The organism is Tundrisphaera lichenicola, from assembly GCF_051175385.1.
Classification (GTDB): domain Bacteria; phylum Planctomycetota; class Planctomycetia; order Isosphaerales; family Isosphaeraceae; genus Tundrisphaera; species Tundrisphaera lichenicola.
Genome location: NZ_CP195106.1, coordinates 4,252,646 through 4,266,678 on the forward strand (window position 1 = coordinate 4,252,646; position 14,033 = coordinate 4,266,678).

At 65.3% G+C, this 14,033-nt stretch carries 9 protein-coding genes; 6 read left to right on the plus strand and 3 right to left on the minus strand.

Going from position 1 to position 14,033, the window contains the following annotated elements; all coding sequences use genetic code 11:
- The first annotated feature begins 119 nt into the window (after window positions 1-119).
- Window positions 120-1,454, plus strand: coding sequence for an MFS transporter (locus P12x_RS16885; RefSeq protein WP_435005539.1), 1,335 nt, complete (start codon window positions 120-122; stop codon window positions 1,452-1,454).
- On the opposite strand, the gene P12x_RS16890 is transcribed toward P12x_RS16885, so the two are convergent.
- Window positions 1,451-2,575 carry a mandelate racemase/muconate lactonizing enzyme family protein gene (locus tag P12x_RS16890; protein WP_435005540.1) on the minus strand — a complete coding sequence of 375 codons (1,125 nt, stop codon included), beginning with the start codon at window positions 2,573-2,575 and terminating at the stop codon, window positions 1,451-1,453. The genes P12x_RS16885 and P12x_RS16890 overlap by 4 nt on opposite strands.
- Window positions 2,576-2,622: 47 nt before the next feature.
- Between P12x_RS16890 and P12x_RS16895 the strand changes: the two genes are divergently transcribed.
- The 5 genes from P12x_RS16895 (at window position 2,623) to P12x_RS16915 (ending at window position 11,493) form a co-directional block, all read left to right on the plus strand.
- Window positions 2,623-3,990, plus strand: a complete 1,368-nt coding sequence (locus tag P12x_RS16895; RefSeq protein WP_435005541.1) for a hypothetical protein — start codon at window positions 2,623-2,625, stop codon at window positions 3,988-3,990.
- A gap of 112 nt (window positions 3,991-4,102) precedes the next feature.
- Window positions 4,103-6,748 (plus strand): PSD1 and planctomycete cytochrome C domain-containing protein, encoded by a 2,646-nt coding sequence (locus tag P12x_RS16900; protein ID WP_435005542.1) that lies wholly within the window; start codon window positions 4,103-4,105, stop codon window positions 6,746-6,748.
- Between the two features lie 94 nt (window positions 6,749-6,842).
- Window positions 6,843-8,246, plus strand: coding sequence for a DUF1501 domain-containing protein (locus P12x_RS16905; RefSeq protein ID WP_435011675.1), 1,404 nt, complete (start codon window positions 6,843-6,845; stop codon window positions 8,244-8,246).
- Window positions 8,247-8,381: 135 nt separating this feature from the next.
- Complete coding sequence (locus P12x_RS16910; protein WP_435005543.1) at window positions 8,382-9,704, plus strand: 3-keto-disaccharide hydrolase; 1,323 nt, start codon at window positions 8,382-8,384, stop codon at window positions 9,702-9,704.
- 283 nt (window positions 9,705-9,987) lie between these two features.
- On the plus strand, window positions 9,988-11,493 hold the full coding sequence (locus P12x_RS16915) for a GDSL-type esterase/lipase family protein (RefSeq protein ID WP_435005545.1): 1,506 nt from the start codon (window positions 9,988-9,990) through the stop codon (window positions 11,491-11,493).
- A 36-nt stretch (window positions 11,494-11,529) separates the two neighbouring features.
- On the opposite strand, the gene P12x_RS16920 is transcribed toward P12x_RS16915, so the two are convergent.
- Both P12x_RS16920 and P12x_RS16925 read right to left on the minus strand, forming a co-directional pair.
- The gene (locus P12x_RS16920; RefSeq protein ID WP_435005547.1) at window positions 11,530-12,294 is read right to left on the minus strand and encodes an SDR family NAD(P)-dependent oxidoreductase; all 765 of its coding nucleotides are present in this window, start codon (window positions 12,292-12,294) and stop codon (window positions 11,530-11,532) included.
- Between the two features lie 17 nt (window positions 12,295-12,311).
- Window positions 12,312-13,994, minus strand: coding sequence for an AMP-binding protein (locus P12x_RS16925; protein ID WP_435005549.1), 1,683 nt, complete (start codon window positions 13,992-13,994; stop codon window positions 12,312-12,314).
- Window positions 13,995-14,033: the final 39 nt, after the last annotated feature.

The following is a 14,033-nucleotide window of genomic DNA, read 5'->3' on the forward strand; positions in this document are numbered from 1 at the left end:
GGTCACTTGTGGAGACAGTCCGCCCCGAGTCTCATGGATCCTCCTCGTCGACCAGGTCCGGCCGGCTTGGTCCCGAAGACCACGAGAGGTGATTTGTCGATATGGTTAAAGGTGTGGACTTGTCGCGACCCACGGGCGTTCGCTGGCGTGTGTTCGGCCTGGCGTGTGGTGCGTCCTTCCTCCTCTACCTCCATCGCTACACCTGGAATCTGGTCGGGCCGAAGGTCCAGGAGGATTTCGGGTTCTCGAATACCCAGGCCGGTGTCCTGTTCTCCCTGTTCTATTACACGTACGCGGCCGGGCAGATTCCCAGCGGGATCCTGATCGACCGGTCGGGGCCGCACCGGTTCCTCAGCCTGATCATCGTAGCCTGGTCGGCGGCGATCGCCTCGATCGGCCAGGCGTCGAATCTGGCGATCCTCGCCGGTCTAAGGCTCCTCTTCGGGGCGGCCCAGGCCGGTTGCTACCCGGCGCTGGCCCAGGTGACGAGGACTTGGTTTCCCGCGGCTTCGCGGACCGGCTATCAAGGCTGGATTGCCACCACCTCGGGCCGAGCGGGCGGGGCGCTCTCGCCGATCATCCTGGGATCGCTCCTGATGGGCTATTTTGGGCTCTCGTGGCAGACCGCGGTCGGGCTTCTCGGTGCGATCGGAATCGTCTACGGTGTCATCTTCTGGGCCTTGTTCCGGAATACTCCCTCCGGGCACCCCGGCGTGAATCAGGCGGAATGCGACCTGATCTCCGAAGGTTCGGCCACGCCAGATCACTCGACGCTTCGCGCCGTCCTGCCTGCGGGCCGAGCCTGGCGGAGCCGGAGCCTTCGGTTCTTCGTGGTCCAGCAGTTCCTCGATGCCGGCTCCGATGTGGCCTTCGTCTCGCTGATCGGGACCTATTTTCTCCAGGCCCGCGGCTTCGACATCGCCAGGACCGGATGGCTGGCGAGCCTCCCATTGTGGGGCGGGGCGCTGGGCGGGATCGCGGGCGGCTGGATCAACGATCGCCTGATCGCCCGGACAGGCCGGCGTCGATGGTCCCGGAGCGGGGTCGGCTTCGTCGGCAAGGTCATCGGTTGCGTGATGCTCGGGCTGGTGGCCCGCCAGGAAACCGGCGTGGCCGCCGGGCTGGTCTTGATGGCGGCCAAGTTCTTCAGCGACTGGAGTCAGCCGACCGTCTGGGGGACCTGCACCGATCTCGGTGGTCGGTTCAGCGCCACGGTTTTCGCGATCATTAACACCGCAGGGACGTTCGGCGGGGTGGTGATGCCGGTCGTTTTCGGCCTGGTCCTCGATGCCTGCACCACCCGGACCGGCTCGCCCAACCCCGCCGTCGCGACGGTGGACTGGGGACCGTTGTTCCTCCTCCTGGCCGCGATGTACCTGGGGAGCGGCCTCTGCTGGCTCATGATCGACTGCACTCGTTCGCTCGACGCCGACGAGACGAGGAGAATCACCTAGTCCCGGTCGATCCGATTACGTTCGACGAGATCCCAGTCGACATCGACCCCGAGCCCAGGGCCTGACGAGAGCGTCGTCATCGGTCCTTCGATCTTCAACGGGTTTCGGACGATCGAGAACTCGTGATAGGACGGGCCCAGGCAGTCGCCGGGGAATTGCTCGATCTGCATGTTCGGGGTGGCGACGATGAAGTGCATCATGGCAGCCGAGGCAACGTCCCACTCCAGGTTCGACCCGATCGTGCAAGGGAGTCCATGCCGGCTCGCCAGTTCGGCCATACGCCGGGCCTTGGCGATCCCGCCTTGCTTTCCGGGGTAGAGGGTCAGGGCGTCGCAGCAGCCTTGGTCGATCAACTCCTGGGCCTCCACCTCGTCGAAGCAGCTCTCGTCGGCCAGGATCTTCTGGCCGGTGATTTCGCGGACCCGCTTGAGTCCCGCGTAATTCTTGCGCGGGAGGGGTTGCTCGACCAGGGTCAGCCGGCAATCGGCGAGTTGTTCCAGGCAGGAGAGCGCGGACGGTTCGTCCCATCCGCCGTTGGCGTCGATGGTCAGGGCAATGTCCGGTCCGATGGCTTCCCGGACCGCCCGGACGCGTCGGACGTCCTCGGCCGGGTGGGTGCCGACCTTGACCTTGATGGTGTCGAAGCCGCCCGTCACCAGGGCTCGGGCACGCTCGGCGGCGACCTCGGGCGTATAGGCTCCCAGCGAGAACCGGTTCCGGATGGTCAGTGGTCGGCAGGCTCCGCCCAGGAGTTCATAGATGGGCCGTCCCGCCGCCCGACCGGCAATGTCCCAGCAAGCCATCTCGATGGCCGACTTGGCGAACCAGTTGTCGACGGCAACCGCGTCGAGTCTCCGGTCGACCTCGGCATGATCGAGCGGATCGATGCCGATCAGGGCCGGCTGAAACACATGGTCGATGATCGCCCGGGCTCCCCAGACCGTCTCTCCGCTCCATCGGGGCGTGACGGTGGCCTCGCCGACACCTTCGATGCCCTCGTCGGTCACGACCCGGACCAGTACAAAGTCGGACACCTCATGGCGTCCGAGTGCGGAGATCATCCGGCGCTCGGGCTTGAGCGGGATCCGGACCGGGATCGCTTCAATTCTCTGGATTTTCATGCCCGGCAATCTAACATGGCGAAATCATCGTGACGAGAGGGCTGGCCATGTTACAGGCGGGCGCGGCGAGGACCCGGTTAACTCCATTCTGGGGGGTCGAGCTGACCGGCTGGGGCTATTACATAGAACGGCGATGGCGTCGGGTCCGCGACCACCTGTCAGCCACCGCCCTGGCCTTCGACGATGGGGATCGGCAGGTGGTCCTGGTCTCGCTCGACCTGATGGTGATCGACGAATCGTTTACCCGACGGACTCGCGAGCGAATCGCCCAGGCCGCCGGACTACCGCCCGGCTCGGTTCTCCTGACCTGCTCGCACAGTCACAACGCGCCGGCCGCCGGCGGCTTGCTGGGGGTGGGCGAATGCGACCCGGTTTTCGAAGACTGGGCGAGCCGACAGGCGGCGACGGCGGCCATCCTGGCCTGGCAATCGCGAACCCCGGCCAGGCTTCGCGTCGGGCATTCCGAGATGACGGGATACAGCTACAACCGGACCCGCCCCCGGGGATTGATCGATCCCCGAGTTACCGCGCTCCGGGTGGACCGGCTCGACGGCTCCACGCTGGCGGTCGCGGTCAATTTCGGTGCCCACCCGTGCGTCGGCACGGCTCTCTGGCCCTGGGACGTCTGCCGCGACATCCCCGGCGAGGTGGTCGACGGCCTGGAGGCCGCCCATCCCGGATCCCTTGCCCTGTATCTCCAGGGCGCCTGCGGGGATGTGAACTTCCTCCCCGAGTTCAGCACCCCCGACCGCTACCAGGAACCGGCGCGAGCCCTGATCCGAAATGCTCTCGGAGCCCTCGACCAAGGCAGGGAGATGTCCGGCCCGGTCGTCGCCTCGGCCAGCGAGACGGCTTCATTGCCGACCCGACGGTGGACCCTCGAGGAACTGGAGCAAGACCGTCGCGAGGCCGAGCGGAGGCTGGCGGGAGGCCGGGTCGATATCTCGCGGTGGCGCGAGACGATCGGCCGATCGATGACCAATCGTCCCGACGATATGGTCACCCGCCACGGCGGCGACGAGGCGAAGGCGGTCGCCGCCATGTGCCGGTTCCACCTCGAATGGACCGGCCGGATGCTGCCCGATTTCGAGACTCGTCCCGAGACCCTGCCCACCGAAGTCCAGGCGATCCGAATGGGCGAGCTTTACTGCGTCGCAAATTCCTCGGAGTTCTTCAGCCCATTCGCCCTCGACATCCGGAGACGTTCCCCGGTCTCCGACCTGATGTTCGCCTGCTACGCCAACGGGGGGATCGGCTACCTGCCCGACGAACATGACATCCAGGCCCGGAGCTACGCCGGATATCAGTCGCCCAAATATTGCGACCAGTTCCCCTTCACCCCCGAATCCGGCCCGGTCCTTTGCGATGCCATGCTCCGGGTGATCGAGCGATGCCGACGTACCGTCGATGACTGAGCCTGGGAACGGGCCGTGGTCGGTTGCCTGATCCTTGTGTTTGCGATATGTTTGACATCGGGCCAACTCCTTGGTGGCCCTTGCCTCCCCCCTGCCCGCCCGGGAGCCCGCCATGGTGCCGTCCCGTCTCTTGCCCCTGGCCGCCGTGCTGGCCCTTCTCTCCGCCGCCGAGGCTCACCCTGGCGAGGCCTTGGTGACAGCTCCGACGTTCGAGGCCACGGTCCGGCCGATTCTCAAGGCGCACTGCTTCCACTGTCACGGAGAAGAGGGTAAGCCGAAAGGTGGGCTCGACCTCCGGTGGGTCCGCGCGATGGTCCTCGGGGGGGAATCGGGACCGGCGGTCGAATCCGGCCGACTCGATGAGAGCCTGCTCTGGGAGCGGGTCGAGGCCGACGAGATGCCCCCGGGGGACAAGAAGCTGTCGGCTCGCGAGAAGGCCGCGCTCGCCGAATGGATCGGCGCCGGGGTGCCCACCGCGCGACCGGAGCCCGAGACCCTGCCCCCTCCCGGGCCGATCCTGACCGAAGAAGAGCGTAATTTCTGGTCGTTCCGCCCGATCGCCAGGGCCGATCCGCCGGAGGTCGCCCATCCCGGGGACGTAAGGAACCCGATCGACGCGTTCCTCCTGGCCCGCCTAGAGCAGGACGGCCTGACTTTCGCTCCCGAGGCCGACAAGCCCAGCTTGATCCGCCGGGCCACGTTCGACCTGACTGGCCTGCCCCCTTCGGTCGAGGAGGTGGAAGCCTTCCTCGCCGATACCGCACCCGATGCCTACGACCGGCTGATCGACCGACTCCTGGCGAGCCCCCATCACGGCGAGCGCTGGGCTCGACACTGGCTGGATGTCGTGGGCTACGCCGACAGCGACGGCGAGCCGAGCAAGGATACGATCCGGCCCTATGCCTATCACTATCGCGACTACATCATCAGATCCCTGAACGCTGATCGCTCCTGGGACGAGCTGATCCGCGAGCAACTCGGCGGCGACGAGATGCTGGTTCCTCCCTACCAGGATCTCAAACCGGAGGATCGCGACCGCTTGATCGCGACCGGTTATCTACGGATGGTGCCCGACACGACCGGGGAGCCGGGCGTCGACGCCGCCCTCGCCCGCGACGAGGTGGTGGCCGACGCGATCAAGGTGGTCTCGTCCTCGTTGCTCGGGCTGACCGTCGGCTGTGCCCAGTGCCATTCCCATCGGTACGACCCGATCAGTCAGGACGATTATTTCCGGTTCCGGGCGATCTTCGACCCGGCGTACAACGTCAAGCAGTGGCGTACCCCGACGCAACGGCTGGTCTCGCTCTGGTCGGCGGAGGACCGGGTGAAGGCGGCCGATGCCGATGCCCGGGTCGAGGCGGTGCAGGACGAGCGCAAGGCAAAGGTCGCGGAGCTGGTCGCGCTGGTCCTCGAACGCGAGATGGCCGACCTGCCGGAAGAATTCCGGCCCAAGGTTCGCGAGGCCCTCGACACACCGGTCAACGAGAGGACCGACGATCAGAAAGAGCTTTTGAAGGCTCATCCCCGGGTCCTGGTGAGTCCGGGAAACGTCAGCCTGTACGATTCGAAGGCCTTCGGAGCGATCACTTCCGATTTCGACAAGAAAGCCGTCGAAGCCGGCGCGGGTCGTCCGGCCGAAGCCTTCGTGCACGCGACGACCGAGGTCCCCGGCCCGATCCCAATCACGCGTCTGAACGTCCGGGGCGACCCGAAGCAGCCCTCCCGCGAGGTGACCTCGGCGGAACTGACCGTCCTCGCCGGATCAGCCGGCTCGGCGGAGATTCCCGCCAAGGATCCCTCCTTGCCGACCACCGGCCGGAGGCTGGCGTATGCCCGCCGGCTCACCGATGGGAAGCATCCCCTGGCGGCTCGAGTATGGGTCAATCGCATCTGGATGCATCATTTTGGCCGGGGAATCGTTGCCACGCCGTCCGACTTCGGCAGTCTTGGCGATCGTCCGACGCATCCCGAGCTGCTGGACTGGCTGGCCGCCGACTTCATGGCTGGGGGCTGGAAGCTCAAGCGTCTCCATCGGCAGATCATGACCTCCACCGCCTATCGGCAGACCTCGCGCCAGGAATCCGCAGTTGACCCCGACAACCGCCTGCTCGGTAGGATGCCGGTCCGGAGGCTGGAGGCCGAGGCGGTCCGCGATGCGATCCTCAAATCCTCGGGCAAGCTTGACCCGACCATGTTCGGTCCGCCACTACCGGTTGCCCTCGACGAGTCGGGCCAGGTCCTCATCGGCAAGGACACCCGCGATAGTGCGGGTCGCCAACGCGGCAAGCCGGGGTCGCTCGGTGGCGATGAGTTCCGTCGGAGCCTGTACATTCAGGTCCGGCGAAGCCTGCCCCTGAGCTTCTCCGAGGCTTTCGATATTCCCACGCTCTCGCCCAATTGTGAGAGGCGGTCCAGTTCGACCGTGGCGACCCAGTCTCTCGCCCTGATGAATAACGAATTCGCGGTCGAGCAATCCCTGGCCTTCGCCGATCGGGTGATTCGGCTCGCCGGGTCCGACCCCGCGACGCGGGTCGATCGGGCCTGGTGGATCGCTCTCGGGCACGGCCCGACCGCCGAGCAGAAGGCCGACGCCGTCGCCTTCCTCGCCGAGCAATCGGCCGATCTCGACGGCCGATCGAGCCCGACTTCCGCCCCGAAAGGCGGCGAAGTCCCTCCGACCTCCGATCCGGGTCGCGCAGCGCTCGCGACACTGGGCCAGGTCCTGTTCGGATCGAATGCGTTCCTTTATGTCGATTGATCGAGTCGATTCCGAGACCGGAGTCCGAACCGTGGCCCACTCGATCGAGCCGTGCTCGCACCTCACCCGTCGGCATCTCCTGGCCCAGCAGGGCATGAGCCTGGGCGGACTGGCTCTGGCCTGGCTCCTCCAACGCGACGGCATCACGCTTGCCGGCGACAAGCCCACGGGTCTCAGGAAGCCGGATCTGGAACGGCCGGTCTATGATCTCAAACCCAAAACTCCGCCGCGCCCGCCTCGCGCCTCGGCGATGATCTCGCTCTTCATGCAGGGCGGCCCCAGCCACCTCGACCTGTTCGATCCCAAGCCCGAACTTCAGAGGCGGGATGGCCAGACTTTCACGGGCGACATCAAGCGGGACAACGCCGGAGAGGCCAGCGCCCGGCTGCTGGGCTCTCCCTGGAAGTTCGACCATCACGGCGATTGCGGGATGGAGCTGAGCGAACTCCTGCCCGGCCTGGCCTCCGTCGCCGATGACGTCTGCCTGGTCCGCTCGATGCAGACCGGGGTCAACAACCACGGACAGTCGATCAACGCGCTCAACACCGGGCGGATTACGGCCGGAAGGCCGGTCGTCGGTTCATGGCTGACTTACGCGCTCGGCTCGGAGAGCGATAACCTGCCCGCCTATTGCGTCCTGAGCGACCCCGGAGGCGTGCCCGTGCTGGGCGTCGACAACTGGTCGAGCGGCTGGCTCCCGGGGCTCTACCAGGGGACGGTCATCCGCCCGCGCGAGCCCAGGATCCTCAACCTCGACCCGCCCCCCGGCCTCGACGGCACGGTCCAGGCCCGATCGCTCCGGCTCCTCGATCGGATCAACCGAGACCACCTGGCCGAGCACCCGGGGAACCACGACCTGGCCGCTCGGATCTCCAGTTATGAACTGGCCGCCCGGATGCAGTACGCGGCCCGCGAAGCACTGGACGTCTCGGGCGAGAGCGAAGAGACCCGGCGCATGTACGGCCTGGACGACGATGCCACCCGCGAATATGGGACCCGCTGCCTCATCGCCCGACGTCTGGTGGAGCGAGGGGTCCGCTACGTCCAGGTCTGCACGGGCAACCAGGACTGGGATCACCACGGCGGGATCGCCAAGGGTTTGCCAATGATGTGCCGCAAGGTGGATGGCCCCTCGTCGGCGCTGGTCGCCGACCTCAAGCGGATCGGGCTGCTCGATACCACGGTGGTCGCCTGGGGTGGCGAGATGGGCCGACTCCCGGTCGTCCAGAACGAGAAGAACGTCGGCCGCGATCACAATACTTATGGGTTCAGCATGTGGCTGGCCGGGGGCGGCTTCAAGGCCGGTCACATCCATGGGGCGACCGATGAAGTCGGCCATCGGGCGGTGGAGGACGTGGTGACCCATAGCGACTATCACGCGACCCTCCTCCGACTCTTCGGCCTGGATCACGAGACGCTGGCCTTCACTCGTCCCGGCGGGGGCGGCTCGCTCGTGGACGGTCAGCCGGCGAAAGCCGTCGAAGGCCTCCTGGCCTGATCCGTCCAGCGTTGTACCGGTGGGGTAACTCGTTCGCCAGGCCCGTCGGGTCAATTCTCTGGTATGTCGTCGACCCGGAGGATAAGAATGAACCTCTCGGACGATCGATCCCTCCTCCTTACTCGGACTCGCCCCATGAGCCTTCGCATCTTCGGCCTCGTCGCCGGCCTGTCACTGACGTTTAGCATCCTGCCCGATGCCCTTGCCGTGGATGAGCCCGAGGCTCCGAAGGGCTTCGTCGCACTCTTTAATGGCAAGGATCTGACGGGCTGGCACGGCATGCCCCACTTTGATCCTCGCGAGCTCGCCTCGATGACCGACGATCAGCGGGCCGATCGGATCGCCCGTTGGACCGAGGACGCCGGGAAACACTGGACGGTCGAAGATGGCGAACTGATCAACGACGGCTTCGGACCCTACCTGACGACCGACCAGGAATACGGCGATATCGAACTCTTGATCGACTACAAGACCGTGGCCAGGGCCGACAGCGGCATCTACCTGCGTGGGACTCCCCAGGTCCAGATCTGGGACGCGACCCCCGGCGGGCCCGATAAGGCTAATGGATCGGAAAAGGGCTCGGGCGGTCTGTTCAATAACAGCGATGGCACGCCCGGTCGCGACCCCCTGGTCCTCGCAGACAGGCCGTTCGGCGAGTGGAATCACCTGCGGATCATCCAGGTCGGGGCGAGGACCACGGTTTACCTCAATGAAAAACTGGTCGTGGCTCATGCCTCGATGGAGAACTACTGGGATCGTTCCTCTCCCCTGTTTGCCCGGGGCGTGATCCAGCTCCAGACTCACGGCGGCGAGATCCGATGGCGGAACCTCTTCTTCCGCGAGATCCCGTCCGATGAGGCGAACAAGATCCTCGAGGCCAGCGATGAGTCGGGGTTCACCTCGCTGTTCGATGGTAAGTCGCTCGAGGATTGGGCCGGAGCCGTCGAGAACTATGAAGTAGTCGACGGAAAAATCCGCTGCAAGACCGGCAAGGGAGGCGTCCTCTTCCACAAGAAGGAGTTTTCCGACTTCGTGGCTCGGGTTGAATTCAAGGTGCCGTCCGGCGGCAATAACGGCCTGGCGATCCGCTATCCAGGCCACGGGAACACTTCGTCCACAGGGATGTGTGAGCTGCAAATCCTCGACGATACGGCCGAGATGTATGCCAAGCTCGACCCTCGCCAGTATCACGGCTCGGTCTATGGGATGGTCGCCGCGACTCGAGGATACCTGCGGCCCGTGGGCGAATGGAACTTCCAGGAGGTCACGGTCCAGGGCTCGACCATCAAGGTCGAACTGAACGGGACGGTGATCGTCGATGCCGACGTCAGCAAGGTCGCCCAGTTCATGGGCGGAAAGCCCCACCCGGGTAAGGATCGGACCTCGGGGTTCTTCGGATTCGCCGGGCACAACGATCCCGTGGAATTCCACAATGTCTCGATCAAGCCGCTGAACTGATCCAACCGGTCCAGTAAAGAACGCATCATCAGAATTCAGGATTGCTCCGATGTGAAATCAACCCCGGACCCCGGCTTGGGTACGATTTGTTTTCCGTTCGGAGGCGTGACCCAGGCCGGGTCTAGGTGAGATTGTGGTTCTCCGGCTGGCCGGAGGACCTCACCGCGAGGCGTCGAGTATAATTCGGAAGGAAGTTCGCTGGGTTTGAAAGCGAGGGCGATCGGGGATGGGCGAGATTGGACCTCGGCGACATCCAGGCAGGAACGGCTGGCGGAAGTCAGCGTTGTTTCGGATCATCGCCGTCTTGCTCGGCCTTTCTCCACTCTTCGTGTTTGAGTGTGCCCTCCGTGTGCTCGACGTTGGGAGGCGGAAACCGGACGAGACAGACCCGTTCGTCGGGTTTGCCGGCCGTGACCCTCTGTTCTTGCTCGACCGGGAGTCCGGGCAGTACAACACGGACCCGGCACGGATCGGGTACTTCCGCCCTCAGACATTTCCGGCCAAGAAGCCGGGTGGGACGTTCAGAATCTTCTGCCTGGGAGGGTCGACCGTGCAGGGCCGACCGTTCGCGGTGGAAACGTCCTTCAGTTCCTGGCTCGGCCTGAGTCTCAAGGCTGCGGACCCGTCGCGGAACTGGGAGGTAATCAACTGCGGTGGCATTTCCTACGCCAGCTACCGGCTTGCCCCGATTCTTGAGGAGGTCCTCAGTTACGAGCCCGACCTGATCGTGCTCTACACCGGACACAACGAGTTTCTCGAAAAGCGAACTTATCCGAGGCTGGCGAACCTGCCAGGACCGATCCTCTCCCTGCTTGATTACGCAGGGCGTTTAAGGACATTCGCGGTTCTCCGCCGGGGGGTCGAGGCGGTCACCGGCCGATCGGCCGACCGGATCAATCAGGACCGTCCCATCCTCCCGACCGAGGTTGAGGCCCTGCTCGACTACAAGGGGGGGCTAGAGACCTATCACCGCGACGACGCCTGGCGCCGAGGGGTGATCGAGCATTTCGGGTTCAACCTCCGGCGGATGATCAACATGGCTCATGCCCGAGGTGTCCGCGTCCTCCTCGCCAACCCGGTGGTGAATCTGGAAACACCACCGTTCAAGAGCGAGCACCGGGCTGGCCTGAGCGTCGGAGACCGCACTCGCTTCGAGACCTTGTGGGACGAGGCGAGGTCGCTCTACGGACGGTCGCTCCCTGACGCCGTAAAAATCCTGGAGCGGGTCCGCGACCTCGACGACGAGCACGCCGGGATCTGGTACACGCTCGGAACATGTCAGCAGAGACTCAACAAGCTCGACGCGGCTCGCGAGTCCCTGGACCGTGCACGCAATCTCGACATCTGCCCGCTCCGCATCCTCAGTCCGATGAACAACCTCATCCGAGAGATTGCCGCCGAGACCGAAACGCCGCTCGTCGACATCCAGGCGTTATTCGCCGGCCGGAGTCCAGGGGGGATCACGGGCAACTCGTGGCTGATCGACCACGTCCACCCGACGATCGCCGGCCACAAATTGATCGCGCGGGCCCTGCTCGACGAGCTGGTGCGTTTGGGCTGGGCACGCGCACCTCGTGCGGGCTGGGAGGCCGAACGGGACCGCCTTTATACCCTACAACTCGACTCGCTCGGCGACTTCTATTATCTCAAGAGCGAGCAGCGGCTCAACAATCTCAAGGCCTGGGCTCGAGGCCGGATCGAGCGGGCTCGAGTCCCGGGTCCAGTCACGCAGCCACCCCCGACCACGCCTCGCCAATCCGGGGAGCGAGATTTTTCGCGTTCGAACTGACCCGCCTGGTCTCCAGTCCTGCTTGCGAACCTCCCGTCATCGGGCCTGCATCCGCAACGCTCCATCGAGTCGGATGGTCGTGCCGTTGAGCATCGGATTCTCGATGATCTGCTGGACGAGGGCTGCGAATTCGTCCGGTTTGCCGAATCGTGGCGGAAACGGGATCTGCTCGGTCAGCGATCGTCGCAGCTCATCGGTCACGGCGGCCATCATGGGAGTCTCGAAGATTCCCGGAGCCACGCTGACGATCCGGATCCCTTGGCGGGCCAGCTCGCGAGCGATGGGGAGTGTCATCGAGGCCACCCCGCCCTTCGATGCGGCATAGGCGGCCTGGCCGATCTGCCCTTCCTCGGCGGAGATCGACGAGGTCGTGACGATGACCCCTCGCTCGCCGTTCTCGTCCGGTGGTTGGTCGCGTATGGCGTTGGCCGCCTGTCGGACCACCTGGAATGTACCAATGAGGTTGATCTCGATCACACGCCGAAAACTGTCGGATGAGAAGATTCCCTCGCGGCCGAGCAACTTCTCGGTTCCCAGGATCCCGGCGCAGACGATTGCCCCGTGAAGTCCGCCGAATCGGTCGAGAGCCATCGCGACCGCCCCGGCGACGCTCGCCTCATCGACGACGTCCGTCGAGGCGAACAGAGCCCTGTCGCCCAGTTCGCTGGCCAGTCGTTCGCCGGCCGGGTCGATGTCGGCGATGACGACCGACGCCCCTCGCGACGTCAGGCGGCGAACGCAGGCGGCACCGAGGCCGGAACTCCCCCCGGCGATCAGGAACATCCGTCCTTCAAGTTGCATCCGGAGTCCTCCTCGGTTCAGGCTGTCTCGATCCGGTCCTCGGCCTCGAGTCCGAGCTCGCGGACCGCTTCCTCGCGGATCTTGTACTTCTGGACCTTGCCGGTCACGGTCGTCGGGAAGTCATGGACGAAGCGGATCAAGCGTGGGACCTTGTAGTGGGCCAGCGACCGTGCGCAGAAAGAACGGATCTCGTCCTCGGTCGCCGACTGGCCGGATCTCAACTTGATGCTGGCCAGGACCTCCTCGCCGAACTTGTGGTCGGGGATCCCGACGACGTGGACGTCCTCCACCTTGGGGTGGTGATGTAGGATATTCTCGATCTCGTAGGGTGAAATGTTTTCGCCACCTCGAATGATGATATCCTTGAGTCGTCCGGTGATTCGGAGGTAGCCGTCGGGCCCGATGATCGCGAGGTCGCCGGTGTGCAGCCAGCCTTCGGGATCGATGGCCCTGGCCGTCTGCTCGGGCATCCGATAGTAGCCCATCATCACGCCATGTCCGCGACAACAAAGCTCGCCCGACGCGCCCTCGGGCTGCTCGCGGCCGCTGCCCGGGTCGATCACCTTGACCTCGACTCCGGGCAGGGGCGGGCCGACGGTGCCGACCCTCAGCTCGATGGGGTCATCGTGGCGAGTCTGGGTGATCAGGGGCGAAGCCTCGGTCTGGCCGTATCCGATGGTGATCTCGCGGGCGCCCATGCTTTCGGAGACCCGGCGCATCAGCTCGATCGGGCAAGGGCTGCCCGCCATGATCCCGGTCCGGAGCGAGCGGAGGTCGCGGCCCGGGTAGCTCGCGTGTTCGAGCTCGGCAATGAACATCGTGGGAACGCCGTAGATCACGGTGCAACGCTCCCGCTCGATCGCGTCGAGGGTCGCCTCCGGTCGGAAATGCTCGAACGGGAAGATCATGGCGGCGCCGGAGATGGCCGAGACCAGCGTGCCCAGGACGCATCCGAAGCAATGGTAGAGGGGGACCGGGATGCAGAGCCGATCCCGTTCGTCGAGTCGCATGTTCGCGCCAGCATAGAACGCGTTGAATAGTAGATTGCGGTGCGAGAGCAAGGCCCCGCGGGGTGGCCCCGTCGTGCCCGAGGTGTACATGAGGCTGATCGGCTGATCCGGCCGGAGCTGGGCCTCGCGAGCGGACAGCGCCTCGGCCGTGACGTCCCGCCCGAGGCGGATCAATGTCTCCCAGCCCATCATTCCCGGCGGCGCGTCCCCGCGCATCGCCACGACCAGACGCAGATGCGGCAAATCGGCGGATACGAGCGTCCCGGGAGCCGACGAGGACAACTCGGGGCAAATCTCCTCGAGCATTTGGAAGTAGTGGCAAGATTTGAAGCGTTCGATCAATGCCAGACCTCGGATCTCCGACTGGGCCAGCGCGTACCTCGCCTCGGACAACTGGTAGGACGGATTGATCTTCACCAGGACCACGCCCGCACGGGCCGCGGCGAATTGCAGGAGGACCCATTCGGGCCAGTTGGTCGACCAGACCCCGAAGTGGTCGCCCCGCTCGAATCCCATCGCCATCAGGCCACGTGCGAGGTCGTCCACCAGGCCATCGAGCTGGGCGTAATTGCACCGGAATCCTGCCTGCGGGAAGCTCAGGGCGTCGCGGTCGCCTAAGCGGCGAGCCGTCTCGCGGAGGACCTGGCCGATCGTCAGGCCTTCGACCCACGGCGCAAGCGGATCGTTCATGGCGATTCCTCGCGATGATCGGTGGAAGCGGGATTGGGC